The following is a 16,688-nucleotide window of genomic DNA, read 5'->3' on the forward strand; positions in this document are numbered from 1 at the left end:
TCAAACCTCCCGTCTCAGAAGGTTTGAATCAGCCCCGCCACTTTTTGGGAATCCCGTTTATGGGTCTGTGGCCTAGTTGAATGGCGCGGTTGATGCATAAGGTTTGGCGAGTTTGTCCCTCGTATGGGATCGGGAGTTAACCATGTGGTATTCGAGCTTGACGCCCTTTGCATCGACCTACCGTCCGGAGGTCGCTTCGGCGTCCGAGGACGCGCTCAAGCGGACTCCCGCGTCTGATGCGGGCGATGCGTCCGTTTCGGACGGAGGTTCGAGTCAGACCGTCGCGGACGCGGGCAGCGTCGCCGCCAGTGTCCGCGATCTCAGCAAGCCCATTGATGTCGGGCAGATGTCGCCTGAACAGGCCAAGGGTCGATACGACCAGCTGAAGGCCGTGCTGCGCTATGGCGGGCTGGCCAACAACATGAGCGTGAACGCAATGTTCGGCGATCAGAAGACCAACTCGATGGAAACCTTCCTCGATTGGCTACAGGAGCGCGGAAAGACTGCCGACCCGAACAAAATGGTGATCCCGCTTTCTCTGATCGACCTGAAAGCCTGATGGTACGACCGGTCGGCTTTGGCTCCGATGCACAGCCATATCGTTCGCTCGATGCCGTTGCGGCAGCCTTAGGAGGTGCTGGGGAGGTCGGTGGGGCGGCTCCGCAAAGCCCGGCTGATCGGGCCAAGATGCTCGAAGACCTGACTGCTCAAGCTGCGAAAGGCGCTAAGCCGAAGGATGTCGGGGCGATGTCGTCCAGGCAGGCCAGTGCGGAATTTGACCAGATTTCGCTGCTGAAGAAGATCAATGCCTTCCAGTACATGGGGGTCACCGCGACCTATAAGGGCGAGAAGACGGGCGATCTCGACACCTATATGGGTGGCTCGAACAGCGCTTCACCGGAGAACAAGGCGGTGGTGTCCAAGCGCCCGGGGCGCCTGTGGCGTCTGCGGATTCGGCGAATCCCATCCCCCCCGGTCGACAACGACCTGGCGGATGTATCGCCGGTCCGGATACCAGGAGGCGAGGGCCGAAAGGCCGAAGCCGTCGGGGGGGCGGCGTCGAGCGGAACGGGATCCGTTTTCGGGCTGAAGGCCGACGATCCGGCGGGGCTCGAACCGGAGGGGCGCGTCCCCGCGCCTCGCGGCTCGGCCTATGCATCCATCGCCCGCATGCAGGCGACGACGGCTACGGCCAGCCAGGTCGTGGCCGAGCTCAGCAATCTGGCGGCGCGCATGCAGGTTTCCGACAAGCCGGTCGACGTCGATACGCTTTCCCCCGAGGCGGCCCGATCGCAGCATGAACAGCTGACGGCCTTGAAGCGTCTGGGGAGCCCGTTCCTGAACATCGGGGTGGCGGCGTTCTTCAGCGACCAGCCCGCCTTCGACGTGGGCAAGCTCGCCGAACTGCTCAACGGTCGCAGCGCGGATGACGCTCAAGGAAGCGCGACGGTTCCTCCGTCCCTTCTTGATTTCAAGGCTTAGCTTCCCGCTTGGCCGACAGGACCGGCTAAGCCAATGCGTCGTTTCGACGTCGCGAGGAACCAGGGTGGAACCTCCGGCCCTCCGACCTGAGGATTTAGCAGCGCATTCTCAAATGTCGCTCCACGCGGGCGTGGCTAATTTTGCAGCCTATGGTCGTTTTGTGCCGAGCTCTGCAAGTGCGTCCTAGCTGGATGAGAGGCTGGACACGGGCTAGCGCCGATCGTCAGTACGGACGCAAAAGGTCGCGTTTCTGGATGTGCGCCAAGGGCGGCTTCTGGCGCCTCGGCTTCTGTTCTCTGGCCAGAGGCCGCCAGTCGCTCGCGCACGCCATCGCGAAGCGGCCCGAACCGATCGAGGCTGGCGATCAGAAGGCGGCTCACAGAGGCCGATCCAACGCCGCGCGGGAAAAAACGCCGATGCAGCGCTCATCGCGCCAGACCGCGACCTGTTCGCAGCTGCGATGCTCAACCAACAGGTCGCGCGCGCGTTTGACGGGCTCGTCCACATCGCTGTCGATATCGACGAACGTGGCCGTTCGATCACCGGCGACGCCGACAAAGATCAGGCTGGCGAGCAAGAAAACCTCCGCGTGAGCGTGAACGGTTAAGGCCATCGACGGCGGTGCGCGTTAATCTAGGTTATTGGCGCCGATTTTTTGATCGGCCATTGGGAACGGCCGCCAAGGCCGCAGATCGGAGAGGTACGATTGCTCCCAGACAAGCCCCTGGCTTCATCCTCGGCAATCGCGCCGCTGATCGAAAAGATGGCGCGTCGCGACACGATCTCGCCGGCCGAGCGTCAAGCGCTTTCCACCGTGCTTGGGCCCGTCCGCGCCGTGGCCGCCGGCAAGCTGCTGATCGAACCGGGCGACCGTCCCAATTTCAGCACGTTCCTGGTGAGCGGCCTATGCGCCCGCTTCACCCTGACGCCGAACGGCGGGCGCCAGCTGACCGAGATCAACGTGCCCGGCGACTTCGTCGATCTCCACAGCTTGCTCATGCGCCAGATGGATCATGGCGTCATCGCCCTGGCCGACTGTGTGGTTGCGCCGGCGGCGCATGACGATCTGCGTCGCCTGACCGAGACGGCCGCGCACCTGACCCGGCTTCTCTGGCTGGAGACCGTGGTCGACGGCGCCATCCACCGTCAATGGCTGGTGACCATGGGCCAGCAGAATGCAGCCAGCCGCATGGCCCATCTCGTTTGCGAACTCTATTGCCGCCTGGAGGCGGCGGCCCTGGCCAGCGACCAAAGATTTGGCCTGCCCATCACCCAGGCCGATCTGGGCGACGTGCTCGGCTTGACCCAGGTCCACGTCAACCGCGTGCTGATGGAGCTTCGACGCCAGGGGCTCCTGGAATGGAAGGGCGGCCAGGTGACCATCAAGGACTGGCCCGCCCTGGTCCGTCTGGGGGCGTTCGATCCGGTCTATCTTCGACTGCATCGCGATGCGGTCTGACGGGCTTGCGTCCTCCAAAATTGCGCGTTGTCGCAAGCGAGCCGTAGCGCGCTCAACGGGCTCGGAACCCAAAAGGCGAGCTTGACCTTATTAGGCTTGCGCCGGCTGCGCGACCTTCGGGTCCTGTTTCGTCGGCGTCTGGTTTTGGAGTGTCGAATGGCTTTGCGGGATGAGGCGGCGAACGAGGCGCGCGTGCCTGGGCGGGCCAAGGCGCTGGAGGCTCTGCTGGCTCACCTTGACGCCGAGGCCTATGACTTTGTCACGCCCACACCGTCGGTAGGACGGCGCGCGGTCGAACGCGGTCTGTCGCGAGGCTCGCCCTTGCGAGCCATCTTCGGCTGGAGCCAGGCCTTCGAGCGTCATGCCCTGAACCCGGCGTTGTTCGAGCTCTTGCGGGCGGCGGACGCGCTGGATCAGGAGGGCGACTGGTTCAGGAGCCGCGTGCGGGTGTCACGCCTGGCCGACATACTGTTCCTGCATTCTGCCTTTCCGGCCAAGGCGAGCGACGCGGTGTTCCTGGGGCCTGACTCCTATCGCTTCGCGCGTTTCATCGCGCAATCGGCCCGCCACGACGGCGTCCTGTCGATCGCTGAGATCGGCTGCGGCGCCGGGGTCGGCGGACTGGCGGCCGCCCGGCTGCATCCAGCGGCGCGGCTGGTGCTGGGGGACGTCAACACCCAGGCGCTCGAGCTGGCGGCCATCAACGCCGCCTATGCCGGCGTGGTGGCTGAAACACGGATCAGCAACGGCATGGCGGGTCTGCACGGGCCCTATGATCTGATCGTCGCCAATCCGCCTTACGTCGCGGGCCAGTCGGGGCGCACCTATAAGGACGGCGGCGACATGCACGGCGCGCGCCTGTCGCTGGACTGGGCCGGACAGGCGCTGGGGCGGCTGAGCCCGGGTGGAAAGTTCGTGCTCTATACCGGCAGCGCCATCCTCGACGGCGGGACTGACGCCTTTCGTGTTGCGCTGGATGGCCTGGTGGCGGGATCGGCCCATCGTCTGACCTATGAGGAACTCGATCCCGACATCTTCGGCGGCGAGCTGCGGCGCGAGGCCTATGCGGATGTCGAGCGTATCGCCGCGGTGGGGGCGGTGATCCAACGCAACGGCTAGCCGACGGAAGGGGCGGGCGGGGTTGGCTGGCCGTGCGGCCGCCGGGTCGTCAGGTTCAAGCCATCGCCGCTGGCCAAAACGTGCAGGCGGACGTCAAAGATCGACAGGGCCCTTTCGGTCTTGGCCTCGGCGATGTTGGAGGCGCTCGCGCCCTCGGCGTCGACGACATAGACCGCGCCGCCGCCAATCACCGTGAAGTCGTCCCCCTGCAAGACGATGGCGGTGTCCTCGTCGATGCCGACGCCCAACACCCGCGGGCTCTGCGCCACCGCGCCCAGGAGCCGCCCGATGCGGCCGCGCTCGGCGAAGTGCTGATCAATAATCGTGTCGCGCACCAGCCCCAAGCCCGGCGCCATCTGCAGGTCGCCGATGCGATGGGTCTCGGCGCTGGCGCCGCGGACCATCATGGTGTCGCTCATCACCGAGGCGCCGGCGGAGGTCCCGGCCAGGACGCCGCCGGCTCGCCAGATCTCGCGGATGCGCGCCTCGATCGGCGTGTCGCCGATCTGGCTGCTGATCCGCAGCTGGTCGCCACCTGAGAAGAACACGCCGGCCGCGCCGTCCAGCAGGGCCAGCTTGGCAGCATCGTGGGTCTCGGCGCGGTCTTCGATATAGAGCTCGACCAGGTCGGTGACGCCCAGGGACGCGAAGGCCTTCTGATAGGTTTCGAAATAGCCTTCCGGCTCGTGCGAGGCGATGGTGGCGACAACCAGCCGGCCGCCGTTCAGGCGCTCGGCGACGGCCTTGAGGATGATCTTGGCCCCCGCCTTGTCCTCGTGCCCCCCGATGATGATCAGCGGGCCTTCGGTGGTGGACGCGGTGGTCATGGCCAGGCTTCCTGAACGTCTTGCGCCCGATTGACGAAGGCGCGGGCGGGTTGGCCTGCGCGGGCGTGGGCGACGGCGAACTGGGCGCTGTTGTGGCCCCAGTCCACACGGCCTTCGGTGTCGATGACGATCAGTCCCGCATGGCCGCCAACCCGAGCGAGATAGGTCAGCGCCGCCTCGATCGCGGCGCCCGGCGGCATGGCTTCCAGGCAGTGCATCAGGCGGGCGGCCAATGTCGTGCGGATCAGGCTCTCGCCGTCGCCCGACAGCGAGACCCCGCCGACGATGTTGTCGGCATAGAGGCCGCAGCCGGGCAGGGGGCTGTCGCCGACCCGCCCCGGATGACTGCCGGTCAGGCCGCCTGTCGAGGTTGCGGCGGCGATATTGCCGTGGCGATCCAGCGCCACGCATCCGACCGTGTCGCAGCCGGGATCCTCAGGGCGCTCGACCATCAGGTCGGCTGGCGCGCACAATTCGGCCTCATGCTCACGCGCGAAGCATTCAGCGCCTTCGCCGACGAGCAGCACCGGCGTCTGGGACAGCATTGCGGCGGCGACGGAGATCGGGTGGCGCAAGGTCTTGACCGCCGCGACGCCGCCGACGTCCAGGGTCGCGCCATCCATGATCGCCGCGTCGAGTTCGACCTCACCTCGGGCGTTCAGCACCGCGCCGTGGCCAGCGTTGAACGTCGGATCGTCCTCCAGGGCGCGCACCGCCATCTCCACGGCGTCTAGGGCGCTACCGCCGGCTTCAAGGATTGCCTGGCCGACCGACAGCGCCAGCAGGCAGCCGTCGCGATGTACCTGCTCCAAGCCCGGCGGAATGTCCTTTGCGCCGCCGTGCACGATGATGGCCCAGCGCGCCTCAGACATGGACCACGCCATCCTCGGTGTTGAGGGCGGGAGCGTTGGCCGATGGTTGGAACGCCAAGACTTGCTTCCAGACCGCCTCGACCGCGGTCGGGAAGACCAAGACCAGATCGTCGGGTTTGGCCATCCGAAGCGCCGAATCGACCGAGCGCTCTTCGCTGAATATGCGATGCAGGCGATCGGCCCGGAAACCGGCCTCGAGCGCCCCCTTCGTCAGCAGCGACAGCACCGATCCGGTCGGGCGCCCGCGTCCGTCCGGAAGCTCGCGGAAGATCAGATCGTCGAACATTTCCGCGGCGATCGCGCCCATCTCCAGGATGTCCTCGTCGCGCCGGTCCCCAGGGATGCTGACCACGCCGATCACCCGGCCGACGGTCGGCCGCAGCTTGGCGACAAGGTCGCCCATGGCCCGCATGGCGCCCGGGTTGTGGGCGTAATCGACGATGACCCGAAAGCCGTGGGCGTCATGGACGTTGAACCGACCCGGATTCTCCGCATGCGACGAGGTGAAGGCGCGCAGTGCCTTGGCCATCTGCGCGGGACTGGCGCCCAGGCCGTGGCCGGCGGCGAGCGCGGCCAGGGCGTTGGCGACATTGAACCGGGCCATGCCGTTCAGCGTGGCGGGGATCTCGTCGGCGTGGATCACCGGGATGCGCCGGCCCTTGTCGTAGAGCACCAATTCACCGCCGCGCACCGAGGCTTCGCGCGCGGCGAGCAGCCCGCCTTCGGCCACGTGTTTTTGCAGGAAGGAGCTTAAGTCTTCGAAGCCGCCGCTGAGGGTGAAATAGGCGATGCGACCGCCGGCGTGCTTGGCCATTCGCAGGGTCAGGGGATCGTCGCCATTGAGGACGCTGACGCCGCGCCGCGAGACCGCTTCTGTGACGATCGACTTGACCAAGGCCAGGTCCTCCAGCGTTTCGACGCCCTTCAAGCCCAGATGGTCGGCGGTGACGTTCAGGACGACGCCCACGTCGCAGCGGTCGAAGGCCAGGCCCTCGCGCAGCATGCCGCCGCGCGCGGTCTCCAGCACCGCCAGATCGACCGTCGGGTCGCGCAGCACCATGCGGGCGCTCTTGGGGCCGCTGGCGTCGGCCTCCAGCACCCGCTCGTCATTGACGTAGACGCCGGTGGTGTTGGTCAGGCCCACCGTTTTGCCCATCTCGCGGGCGATGCGGGCGACCATGCGCACGACGGTCGACTTGCCGTTGGTGCCGGTCACCGCGACAATCGGGATGCGGCTGCGGGTCCCCGGCGGGAAAAGGTCGGCGACCACGGCCTTGGCCACGTCGCGCGGCTGGCCCTCGGACGGCTCCAGGTGCATGCGGAAACCGGGCGCGGCATTGATCTCGACGATGCCGCCGCCGGTCTCGCGGACCGACCGGGTGATATCGGGGGCCATGAAGTCGATGCCGGCCACGTCGAGCCCCACGGTCAGGGCGGCGCGGCGGGCGATGGCGGCGTTGTCGGGATGGATGACGTCGGTGCGATCGATCGCGACGCCGCCGGTCGAGAGGTTGGCGGTGGCGCGCAAAGTGACCACGGCCCCACGCGCGGGCACGGCCTCCAGCGAAAGATTGGCCCGGGCCAGCATCTCGCGGACCTGCTCGTCGACGACGATCCGGGTCATGACCTGTTCGTGGCCGATCCCGCGCCGGGGATCGCGATTCACCGTCTCGATCAACTGGGCCACGGTGCTGGCGCCATCACCGATCACCCGGGCCGGCACCCGCTCAGCCACGGCGGCAATCTGGCCGCCGATCACCAGGATCCGGTAGTCGCGGCCGACATATTGTTCTTCGACGATCACGCGGCGCCCATGCTTGATCGCCTGCTCGTAGCCCCAGCGCACCTGCTCTGGCGTTTCCAGCCCCAGGCTGACGCCTCGGCCGTGATTGCCGTCGAGGGGCTTTAGGACCACCGGTCCCTTGATCCGCGCGGCCTGGGCCAGCGCTTCGTCGAGCGTGCGCACGACGCCGCCACGCGGAACGGGAACGCCGGCCGCCGCCAGCAAGGTCTTGGTCAGGGACTTGTCGCTCGCGGTCATCACGGCGATGTGGCTGGTCTGGCCGGTGATGCTGGCGCGGATCAGCTTTCGCCGCGCGCCCCAGCCCAGCTGAACCAGGCTCTGCTCGTCCAGGCGCTGCACTGGGATGCCTCGGCGGCGCGCTTCGTTGACCAGGGAGCGGGTGGTCGGACCCAGTGTCTCGCGCCGGGCGATCGTCCGCAGCTGGTCCAGCGTGCGGTTCAGGTCGAACAGCGGCGGGGTCAAGTCGCCGACCGGCGGCGCGATCCGGTCGAGGCCCACCACGCCCTGCAGGTCGTGCGGCAGCAGGCTGTGGACCAGCTCGACGGCGGCGCGGCCGGCGGCGCGGCCCAGGCCTTCGCCATCATAGACGTAGAGGATGTTGTAGACGCCGGGCCGGCCCTTGACCGACCGCGTCTTACCGCGCCCGGCCTCGACCCCAGCCAGCTTCTGCAGTTCGAGGGCGACGTGTTCGATCACATGGCCCAGCCACGTTCCCTCGCGCATGCGCAGCAGCAGCCCACCGTGCGACCTGTAAGAACAGCCGTGGACCTCCAGACCGGGCAGGGAAACCAGCAGTCGGTCGGTGAAGCCGGCGATCCGGTTGGTCGGCCAAGCCTCCAGCACACCCAGGTCGAGCTGGATCCGCATCATCGGTTGGTTGGCGTAGAGATGGGGACCGCGATAGGTCGCCGCTTCAAGAACGCGCATCACCTTAAGCCGCCTTTGCGCAGTTGCTGAGGGAGGGCGGCGCGGCCCGTTCCGCGTGCGCCGAGACGATGTGATGGATCACCAGGGCAGCGGCCAGCTTTCGGGTTCCCGCCAGGCCGTGGGCGCGGACGCGGCCCAACGGCTCGTAGCAGCGCCAGGCCCAGGCCCCTGAACCTGTCGGCGAAATCGAGAAGCGGATCATGGCGTCGTGACCATCGGCACGGCCGCTCGCACTGCGGTTGGCCTGGAGCCAGTTCGATGGGGTGTCGGGAGCGCTCATGCTGGCGCGCCCAAAGGATAGGCGAAGTCGGCGGGCGTCCAGGGTTCGGTCAGGGCCGGGGCGCGGCGCGCACTGACCTTGACCTTGACGTCCTTTGGCCAAAGCCGCGCCAAGGCCCACGCCTCGGCGATCGCCTGTCGTCGCGCCGTGAAGAACAGGATCTCGCCGGTTTCGGCGATCTTCACACACCAGCCCCCGTCAAAGGGCGAGACATAGAAAATGCTGGTCATGACGTTTACTCCGCGGCGTAGACGAGCGGGTGCGTATGGGCCCACAGATGAGCGCGGTAGGTCTCGAAGCACTGCTCACCGCAGATCAGGCGCATGATCGCGCCCTCGGCGATGAACCGCGCCCGGCTCGGATCTTCCACGACCAGCGGGATCAGCGCTTCGGCGTTCCAGGCCTTGGAATGCTCGACATCGAGATGGGCGTGCAGGGCGAAATACATGCGGGCCTCGGGCGAAACGCCCACGCGCTTGAGGCCGGCATCGACACAGGCCACGCGGGTCGGGGCGGTCAGCTCGACCACGCCCAGGGCGCCAATCGAGTGCCAGGCATACCGCCGTGTCGTGGCGAACGCCGTCATGGTGTTGGCCAAGCACAGCGACTGCCAGAGCGTGGCGCCGATCGTTGGCGAGAGGCCCAGGGTAGCGGTGGTGCGCTCCAGCATCGGGCCGTGCATGCCCTTGGCGCTGCCCCGGCCCATCTCGTCCCAGTAGTTGCGAGCCAGTTCCAGCTTGGCGCGGTCGGGGATCTTGACTTGGGTCAGGGCGACCAGGTCGTCAAAGCCAGCCTCGCCGGCCGCCTCCTGGGTCAGGAACCACTTGATGTCTTCTAGCGAGGCGGCGCCTTCGAGCCAGTCGAACAGCGGATCCCATTGACCGGGGCCGTGGTCCTTTAGCGCCTCAAACCAGGCGACGAAGGCCTCGGCGTCCGTTGGAACCTGCGCGACCATCGGCTCGATGTGCGCGCGGAAAGCTTCGACGAACTCGCCTTCGAGACACTTCATGCGGCGTTCCTCATCGACTTCGTCGCGCCAACTTTCGGAAGGCTCTCGCGGCGAAAGCCGGCGATGGTTCCAGTGCGCCAGGCCCTTGTGCAGGGCTTCGGCGTCGGGAAATTGGGGACTGAAGGCGCCGAGGCGCGAAAGACGTTCGCCACCAAACATGATTGCTCTCCGGCAGAGTGGGGATGGGTTCGAGTGCGTCTCGCGCATGATCGTCTCCACCCGGTTTTGACCTGCACCGCACTTTTCGGCGGCGAGCAGCTCAAACGGAGGCGTGCGCCCGGCGTTCCAATGTCGGGAAACCTGCGCAACAAACGCCCCGGAAACCGGGCCCGAGCCGTGGTCCGGTCCCGGCCACCTCTTCATTTGATGAGTTGGTCGGGTACAACCTTGGCTGTCGGAACAAGGGGCGGCCCAGGGCTGTTGATCTGCCGCATTGAGGAGATCGACGATGTCTGAAGAGACCATCGCCCGCGCGCTTCAGAGTGACGCGCCGCTGACCGCCGCCGTCCACCAGCGCGACATCGCCCACGAGGTCGCCGAGGAACGCGGCTGGCGCGAAGCGGCCCTGGTCGGGCGCACCGTGACCATCAACCGACCGCGAGCCGAGCTTTATGCCTTTTGGCGCGATTTCCGGAACCTGGCCTTGTTCATGGAGAACGTCGAGAGCGTCACGCCTGGCGATGACCGGCGCTCGCATTGGGTGGTCAAGGCTCCGGCCGGAAAGGCCGTGGAGTGGGACAGCATCCTGACCGAAGAGGTCGAGAACGAGCTGCTGGCCTGGGAGTCCGCCGAGGGCGCCGACATCAAGAACGCCGGCCGCGTCGAGTTCAAGGACGGCCCGCCCGGACGCGGCACGGAAGTCACCGCCACCATCGTTTACGAGCCGCCGGGCGGCGATCTCGGCAAGCTGATCGCCAAGCTCTTCCAGAAGGAGCCGAAGATCCAGGCGCGCCGCGAGCTGCGCCGCTTCAAGCAGCTGATGGAGACCGGCGAGATTTCCACCGCCAAGACCCCTGACGCCGCGCCGCAAGGCTGATCCAACACAAATTCTAGACGGAGACGCCCATGCGCGCCCTGACTTGGCACGGCAAACACGACGTCCGTATGGACACCGTGCCGGACCCCAAGATCGTCAATCCCCGCGACGCGATCATCAAGATCACCTCGACCGCCATCTGCGGCTCGGACCTGCACCTCTACGACAGCATGATCCCCTCGATGGAGAAGGGCGACATCCTGGGCCACGAGTTCATGGGAGAGGTCGTCGAGACCGGCCCCGGTTCGACGCTACAGAAGGGTCAGCGCGTCGTCGTCCCGTTCGTGATCGCCTGCGGCAAGTGCTTCCATTGCGAAAAGCAGCAGTTCTCGGGCTGCGAGAACTCCAACCCGGCCGAGACGCAGGACCTGGGCGAGATCGCCTACGGCACGGCGATGACCGGCCTATTCGGTTATTCGCACATGACGGGCGGCTATGCCGGCGGGCAGGCCGAATATGTGCGGGTCCCTTACAGCGACGTGGGACCCATGGTCATTCCGGACGGCCTGGAGGACGACAAGGTGCTGTTCCTGTCCGACATCCTGCCCACGGGCTGGATGGCGGCTGAGAACTGCCAGATCGAGCCGGGCGACACCGTGGCGGTCTGGGGCTGTGGTCCGGTCGGCCTGTTCTCGATTCAGAGCGCCCTGATCCAGGGCGCGCACAAGGTCATCGCCATCGACCACCATCCGCACCGTCTGGAACTCGCCCGGTCAATGGGCGCGCAGGTGATCAATTACCACGACGTCAAGGTCCGCGAGGCCTTGATGGCCATGACCGGCGGCATCGGTCCGGACGCCTGCATCGACGCGGTCGGCATGGAGAGCCACGGCTTCTCGATCGACAACGTGATCGACGCCGTTAAGGTCGCCACCCGCCTAGGCACCGACCGCGCCCATGTTTTGCGCGAAGTGCTGATGGCCTGCCGCACCGGCGGCCGCGTCTCTATCCCGGGCGTCTACGGCGGCATGGGTGACAAGATCCCGATCGGAGCCCTGATGGAGAAGGGTCTGCAGATCCGCACCGGCCAGACTCACGTCCACAAGTACCTGCGGCCGTTACTCGACCTGATCGGCGAGGGGGTTATCGACACCACCTTCCTGATCAGCCATCGCCTGCCGCTGGAGGACGCGCCCAAGGGCTACAAGATGTTCAAGGAAGACCAGAACGAGGTGACCAAGGTCGTCCTCAAGCCCGATTGGCAGAAGGAAGCCGCCTGATGATCGAAGATCTTCGCCCCCTTGCCGTCGTCACCGGCGCCTCGTCCGGCATCGGCTACGAACTGGCCCGTCTGGCGGCCGAGGACGGCTATGACCTGATCATCGCCGCAGACGAGCCCTCCATCGTCGAAGCCAAGGACGCCCTGGAACAGCATGGCGGCAAGGTTGACGCCGTACAGGTCGATCTCTCGACCACTGAAGGCGTCGACGAACTGCTGGCCCTAATCGGCGGCCGCCAGGTCGACGCCCTAATGGCCAACGCAGGGCGAGGCCTGGGCCACGGCTTCCTCGACCAGGACTGGGCCGAGGCCCGGTTCGTGATCGACACCAACGTTACCGGCACGGTCTATCTGATCCAGAATATCGCCCGCGACATGCGCGAGCGCGAGCGGGGCCGCATCCTGATCACCGGCTCGATCGCCGGCCTGATGCCGGGCTCGTTCCAGGCCGTCTACAACGGCACCAAGGCCTTCCTCGATAGCTTCGCCTGGGCGCTGCGCAACGAGCTGAAGGACACCGGCGTCTCGGTCAGCTGCCTGATGCCGGGTCCGACCGACACCGAGTTCTTCGAGCGCGCCGACATGCTGGACACCAAGGTCGGGGCCGATCCGAAGAAGGCCGATCCGGCCGACGTGGCGCTGACCGGCTACCGCGCAATGCAAAAGGGCGAGGGCGACGTCGTGGCTGGCTTCAAGAACAAGCTGCAGGCGGCGGTCGCGGCGGTGACCCCGCAGAGCGTTCTGGCCGAGCAGCACCGCAAGATGGCCGAACCAGGCTCGGGTAAAGCGTGATGGCGACGGACAAGCGCCACTCGCAGCCGGTTTCCCCAACGCCGACGTCGGCCGCCCCGCAACCTGGAGGGCTTGAAGCTCCCCTGGCGCCATCGGCGGATCCGACCAGGAAAACGACCCACACACACGATCCCGACGCGACCGATCCGGGTAACGGCGCCGATTGATGCTCGCCCCTCAGGCTCGGTACGAGACGTCGCCGCTTCTGCCTATTGGGATAGACGCGCGATTAACAGCGCGGCGTCCTTGGGCGCGGCGCTCTTTACGTCGTTATCGAAGTAGCTGAACACCGCCATCCCGGCTTGGCGGCGCTCATCGACCCACTCGGCCCATGCGGTCAAGGCGCTAGCCCCGTAGCGTCCGTGATAATGGCCGCCTGGTCCATGGCCTCGCACATAGGCGAAACTCGCCGTGGTCTCCCACGGCGACGGCGCATCGTGGTGGTCGGAGACACAAAGCGCCGCGCTGTGGTTGCGCAGAATGTCCAGCACGGCGGGCTCGTACCAACTGGGATGGCGAAATTCGACGGTCACCAGTTGCCCTGCGGGCATCCAAGATAGAAAGCGGTTGAGACGTTCGTCGTCGCGATGGAGCATCGGCGGCAGCTGCACGAGCGCGGGCCCGGCCTTTTGACCTAGCGGCTCCATCCGGCCAAACACCAGATCGACGCTGTCCTTGCAGTCCTTCAGCTTTTTGTTGTGGGTGATGTAGCGGGAAACCTTCCACGCGAAGACGAAGCCCTCGGGAACGTGGTCAGCCCAAGCGCGGACGGCCTTCGCCGACGGCAGGCGATAAAAGCTCCCGTTGATTTCCGTCGTGTCGAACACGGTGGCGTAGTAGGCCAGCCGATCCTTCAGCTTGACGTCTGTCGGGTAGAAAGCGCCGCGCCAATCGTCGTAGGCCCAGCCCGAGCAGCCAACACGCGTGTTTTGCATGCAACCGACCTCCGAAAGCCAAGCGGCGTGCGCTCGAGGGCTGACGCGCCGCCGACGCGTTTCCAAATCAGCGCATCAAGCGATGCCGGCGCCGCCCGTGACGCCATAAACTTCCCCGGTGATAAAACTGGCTTCCTGGGAGGCCAACAGCACGTAGACCGGCGCGATCTCGACAGGCTGGCCGGGACGGCCAAGCTGGGATTGCTCGCCGAAGTGCTGAACCTTCTCTTGGGTTTGCCCGCCGCTTGGCTGCAGCACGGTCCAGAACGGACCCGGCGCGACGGCGTTGGCCCGAACACCCTTCTTGATCATCTGCTTGGCCAGGGCCTTGGTGAAGGCGACGATGCCGGCCTTGGTGGTCGCATAGTCGAGCAGGCCCTCGGACGGCTCATAGGCCTGGACCGAAGCCGTGTTGATGATCGACGCGCCGGGCGGCAGGTGCGGCTCGGCGGCCTTTGTGATCCAGAACATCGCGTAGAGATTGGTCTTCAGCGTCTGGTCGAACTGATCGCTGGAGATGTCCTCAATCTCGGGTTGGGTCACTTGCTTGCCCGCGTTGTTGACCAGGATGTCTAGGCCGCCCAGACCATCGACCGCCTTGGAAACAAGGTCTTTGCAAAAGCTCTCGTCCTTGATGTCGCCGGGCAAGGCGATCGCCTTGCGGCCTTCGGCCTCGATCAGGGCGATAACCTCCTTGGCGTCGGACTCCTCGCTGGGCAGATAACCGATCGCCACGTCCGCGCCCTCGCGCGCAAAAGCGATGGCGGCGGCGCGGCCGATCCCTGAGTCCGCTCCCGTGATCAGGGCCATGCGTCCTGCCAGGCGTCCTGATCCTCGATAGCTGGTCTCGCCATGGTCGGGGCGAGGCTCCATCCGCGCGGCCAGGCCGGGCGCGGCTTGGGGCTGGGGAGGAAAGGGTGGCTTGGGATATTGCTCGCGCGGATCCTGCATCGTCAGCCGGCTGTCTTGGCTCATGGTTCCTCTCCGCGTTGTGTTCCAAGCACCCAAACGAGATGGGTCGGCTGCTGTTCCGTCTGCGATGCCGACCAGCCTCGATGATGTTTCGCGAACGCCTCTCAACGGGCTGAAACCGGGAACATCGGCCAGACGTCGCTGCTGCTTGGGTTCACAGACGCCGCTGTCCGGCGCTATTGGCCGATCGCAAATTGGCAAGATCATCCAGCTTCGAGGAGTGGGCCGGACCTAGCCGATCGGATCGATGCGGAGTCCGATGATATGGCCAAGCTCAACCGATCCGAGGTTGTCGCGGCCTCAATCGCCGACAAATCCGGTGGCGACGCGTCTCATCAGGGGGCCGCGACCTCGGGCCATTCGGGCTCGTCGTTGTCTGCGGCGACCCGATCTCGGCCGACAATGCGCCCCACAGCCAGATCCGCAGTGACATTGCCCAGGGTGCGGAAGAGGTCCGGCACGGTCTCGACGGCCAGGAGAACGGGCAGGGCGGTCAGCGGCGCGCCCATGGCTAGGCAGACCGGACCGATCGTCGCGAAGAACGACACCTGGGCCGGGAGACCGACAGCCGCCAGACTCACCGCCGCCGCCACCAAGACACCCACGCCCAGGGTGATGGGCGCCAGGGCAACCCCGTGAAGATGCGCCAGGTAGACGGCCACGGCGATGTTCGCCGCGGCGCTCGCGGCGCGAAAGATCGACACCGCAAGCGGAAGGACGACTTCCGATGTTCCTGGTGATGTGCGCAGGGCCCCCGTCGCGGTGATCATCGCCGGAAGGCAGGCCAGCGAGGATTGCGTGCCCAGGGCCACGGCCTGGACCGGCAAAGCGGCCTTGGCGAAGGTGAGAGGAGAGATACGTCCTGCTAGCGCGACCAGGACATAGGCCGACAAGGTGATTGAAAGGCAGGCGGCGACCACGATTAGGACGTAGTGCGCGAGCGCGCCGGCCGCGCCCAAGCCCATCTTCAAGCCCACCCCAAATCCCAGCGCCAAAACGCCGACAGGGCCGGCGAGCAGCACCCAGCGGACGATCACCAGCATGGTCGCCACCAGGGCTTCGAAGAACGTCGTCAGCGACCGGCGTAGCGGCGCGTCGATGCGGCTGGCGGCGAACCCGAAGAACAGGGCAAAGACCACCAAGGGCGCCATGCTCATCTCGGCGGCGGCCTTGACGGGGTTGGCGGGTATGATGCCGCTGAACCAAGCTCCCGCTTCGGCGATCACCGGCGCGCCCGCGCCTGCCGTGCGCAGTGAGCCGCCGCCGCTGGGAATCGGGGCCCAGGCCAGCGCCAAGGTGGTCAGCGCAGCGCTGAACGCGCAGGCGGCGACGAGCAGGACGACGAACCACAGCATCGCACGCGTCGCCACACTTCCAGCCGCAGCACTGGAGGCCGCCGAACCGACGCCCGTGACGAGGAGACCAAATACAAGCGGCACGACCGTCATCGTCAGGGCGTCAAGCCACAGCTGCCCAACCGGCGCGCTGATGGTCGACAGAAGATCACGCGTCGGCGATGAACCTCTGCTTAAGGCCGCCCCGGATAGGAGGCCCACCACGAGCCCGAGGAGGATGCGCGTGGACGGATTATTCCATCGTCCGGTGATCATGCCTCGTCGCGAGCGATCCATCTTCTGCCGGCCCTCCGTTGAGCAAGCCAAACGACGAGGGAAGGCAATGGCTCCAGCCAAAGCATTCGGGCATCGCCTCTAGGCTGCGTAGAACCGGAGGATGGGCGAGGCGTTGATCGCTTGCCCAGAGAGGAGATACGGCGATGACAAAGCTAACCGAAGGAAAGCGCGACAATCTGCCCGACAAAGATTTCGCAGAGCCCAACAAGCGAGCTTACCCTATCGAAGACAAAGCGCACGCCCGCAACGTACCCATCCGGTGAGCGCCGCGGCGAGGATGGCGCCTATAGGGGATGAAGGTGTCCGTCGGTTTCGATCAGTTTG

17 protein-coding genes are annotated in these 16,688 nt (G+C 66.3%); 7 read left to right on the forward strand and 10 right to left on the reverse strand.

Annotated elements, in window-relative coordinates; all coding sequences use genetic code 11:
• Positions 1-142 precede the first annotated feature (142 nt).
• Both AC1RJ9_RS27600 and AC1RJ9_RS27605 read left to right on the forward strand, forming a co-directional pair.
• Positions 143-559, forward strand: coding sequence for a hypothetical protein (locus tag AC1RJ9_RS27600; RefSeq protein WP_492841852.1), 417 nt, complete (start codon positions 143-145; stop codon positions 557-559).
• A 128-nt stretch (positions 560-687) separates the two neighbouring features.
• A complete protein-coding gene (locus AC1RJ9_RS27605) occupies positions 688-1,482 on the forward strand; it encodes a hypothetical protein (RefSeq protein ID WP_492841850.1) in 795 nt (264 codons plus the stop codon).
• A 376-nt stretch (positions 1,483-1,858) separates the two neighbouring features.
• On the opposite strand, the gene AC1RJ9_RS27610 is transcribed toward AC1RJ9_RS27605, so the two are convergent.
• A complete protein-coding gene (locus AC1RJ9_RS27610; protein ID WP_492841848.1) occupies positions 1,859-2,059 on the reverse strand; it encodes a hypothetical protein in 201 nt (66 codons plus the stop codon).
• 129 nt (positions 2,060-2,188) lie between these two features.
• On the opposite strand from AC1RJ9_RS27610, the gene AC1RJ9_RS27615 reads away from it, so the two are divergent.
• Together AC1RJ9_RS27615 and AC1RJ9_RS27620 are read left to right on the forward strand one after the other, a co-directional pair.
• Positions 2,189-2,941 carry a Crp/Fnr family transcriptional regulator gene (locus AC1RJ9_RS27615; protein ID WP_492841846.1) on the forward strand — a complete coding sequence of 251 codons (753 nt, stop codon included), beginning with the start codon at positions 2,189-2,191 and terminating at the stop codon, positions 2,939-2,941.
• A gap of 156 nt (positions 2,942-3,097) precedes the next feature.
• Positions 3,098-4,060: a methyltransferase gene (locus AC1RJ9_RS27620; RefSeq protein ID WP_492841844.1), complete on the forward strand. Its 963-nt coding sequence runs from the start codon at positions 3,098-3,100 to the stop codon at positions 4,058-4,060.
• Here the strand turns inward: AC1RJ9_RS27620 and AC1RJ9_RS27625 are convergent.
• The 6 genes from AC1RJ9_RS27625 to AC1RJ9_RS27650 are packed head-to-tail and all read right to left on the reverse strand — an operon-like array spanning position 4,057 to position 9,938.
• Entirely contained in the window at positions 4,057-4,887 is an 831-nt protein-coding gene (locus AC1RJ9_RS27625; RefSeq protein ID WP_492841842.1) for a cyanophycinase, read from the reverse strand. The genes AC1RJ9_RS27620 and AC1RJ9_RS27625 overlap by 4 nt on opposite strands.
• Positions 4,884-5,759 carry an isoaspartyl peptidase/L-asparaginase family protein gene (locus tag AC1RJ9_RS27630; RefSeq protein ID WP_492841840.1) on the reverse strand — a complete coding sequence of 292 codons (876 nt, stop codon included), beginning with the start codon at positions 5,757-5,759 and terminating at the stop codon, positions 4,884-4,886. Before AC1RJ9_RS27630 ends, AC1RJ9_RS27625 begins: the two co-directional genes overlap by 4 nt.
• Positions 5,752-8,490 (reverse strand): cyanophycin synthetase, encoded by a 2,739-nt coding sequence (cphA, locus tag AC1RJ9_RS27635; RefSeq protein WP_492841838.1) that lies wholly within the window; start codon positions 8,488-8,490, stop codon positions 5,752-5,754. Before cphA ends, AC1RJ9_RS27630 begins: the two co-directional genes overlap by 8 nt.
• Before the next feature lie 4 nt (positions 8,491-8,494).
• Complete coding sequence (locus tag AC1RJ9_RS27640; protein WP_492841836.1) at positions 8,495-8,770, reverse strand: hypothetical protein; 276 nt, start codon at positions 8,768-8,770, stop codon at positions 8,495-8,497.
• Complete coding sequence (locus AC1RJ9_RS27645; RefSeq protein WP_492841834.1) at positions 8,767-9,000, reverse strand: hypothetical protein; 234 nt, start codon at positions 8,998-9,000, stop codon at positions 8,767-8,769. The genes AC1RJ9_RS27640 and AC1RJ9_RS27645 overlap by 4 nt, the downstream gene beginning before the upstream one ends.
• A gap of 5 nt (positions 9,001-9,005) precedes the next feature.
• A complete protein-coding gene (locus AC1RJ9_RS27650) occupies positions 9,006-9,938 on the reverse strand; it encodes an iron-containing redox enzyme family protein (protein ID WP_492841832.1) in 933 nt (310 codons plus the stop codon).
• A 289-nt stretch (positions 9,939-10,227) separates the two neighbouring features.
• On the opposite strand from AC1RJ9_RS27650, the gene AC1RJ9_RS27655 reads away from it, so the two are divergent.
• Genes AC1RJ9_RS27655 through AC1RJ9_RS27665 form a run of 3 tightly spaced genes read left to right on the forward strand, consistent with a single transcriptional unit; the run spans position 10,228 to position 12,826 of the window.
• Entirely contained in the window at positions 10,228-10,815 is a 588-nt protein-coding gene (locus AC1RJ9_RS27655; protein ID WP_492841830.1) for an SRPBCC family protein, read from the forward strand.
• 29 nt (positions 10,816-10,844) lie between these two features.
• Positions 10,845-12,035, forward strand: coding sequence for a zinc-dependent alcohol dehydrogenase (locus AC1RJ9_RS27660; RefSeq protein ID WP_492841828.1), 1,191 nt, complete (start codon positions 10,845-10,847; stop codon positions 12,033-12,035).
• Positions 12,035-12,826 carry an SDR family NAD(P)-dependent oxidoreductase gene (locus tag AC1RJ9_RS27665; RefSeq protein ID WP_492841826.1) on the forward strand — a complete coding sequence of 264 codons (792 nt, stop codon included), beginning with the start codon at positions 12,035-12,037 and terminating at the stop codon, positions 12,824-12,826. Before AC1RJ9_RS27660 ends, AC1RJ9_RS27665 begins: the two co-directional genes overlap by 1 nt.
• 209 nt (positions 12,827-13,035) lie before the next feature.
• On the opposite strand, the gene AC1RJ9_RS27670 is transcribed toward AC1RJ9_RS27665, so the two are convergent.
• From AC1RJ9_RS27670 to AC1RJ9_RS27680, 3 genes are all read right to left on the reverse strand, one after another.
• Positions 13,036-13,761 (reverse strand): DUF72 domain-containing protein, encoded by a 726-nt coding sequence (locus tag AC1RJ9_RS27670; RefSeq protein WP_492841824.1) that lies wholly within the window; start codon positions 13,759-13,761, stop codon positions 13,036-13,038.
• Between the two features lie 75 nt (positions 13,762-13,836).
• Entirely contained in the window at positions 13,837-14,736 is a 900-nt protein-coding gene (locus AC1RJ9_RS27675) for an SDR family oxidoreductase (protein WP_492841822.1), read from the reverse strand.
• Between the two features lie 332 nt (positions 14,737-15,068).
• The gene (locus tag AC1RJ9_RS27680; RefSeq protein ID WP_492841820.1) at positions 15,069-16,364 is read right to left on the reverse strand and encodes a dicarboxylate/amino acid:cation symporter; all 1,296 of its coding nucleotides are present in this window, start codon (positions 16,362-16,364) and stop codon (positions 15,069-15,071) included.
• Positions 16,365-16,688 lie beyond the last annotated feature (324 nt).

The sequence above is a fragment of the Caulobacter sp. GW822-FHT07D08 genome, assembly GCF_058798735.1.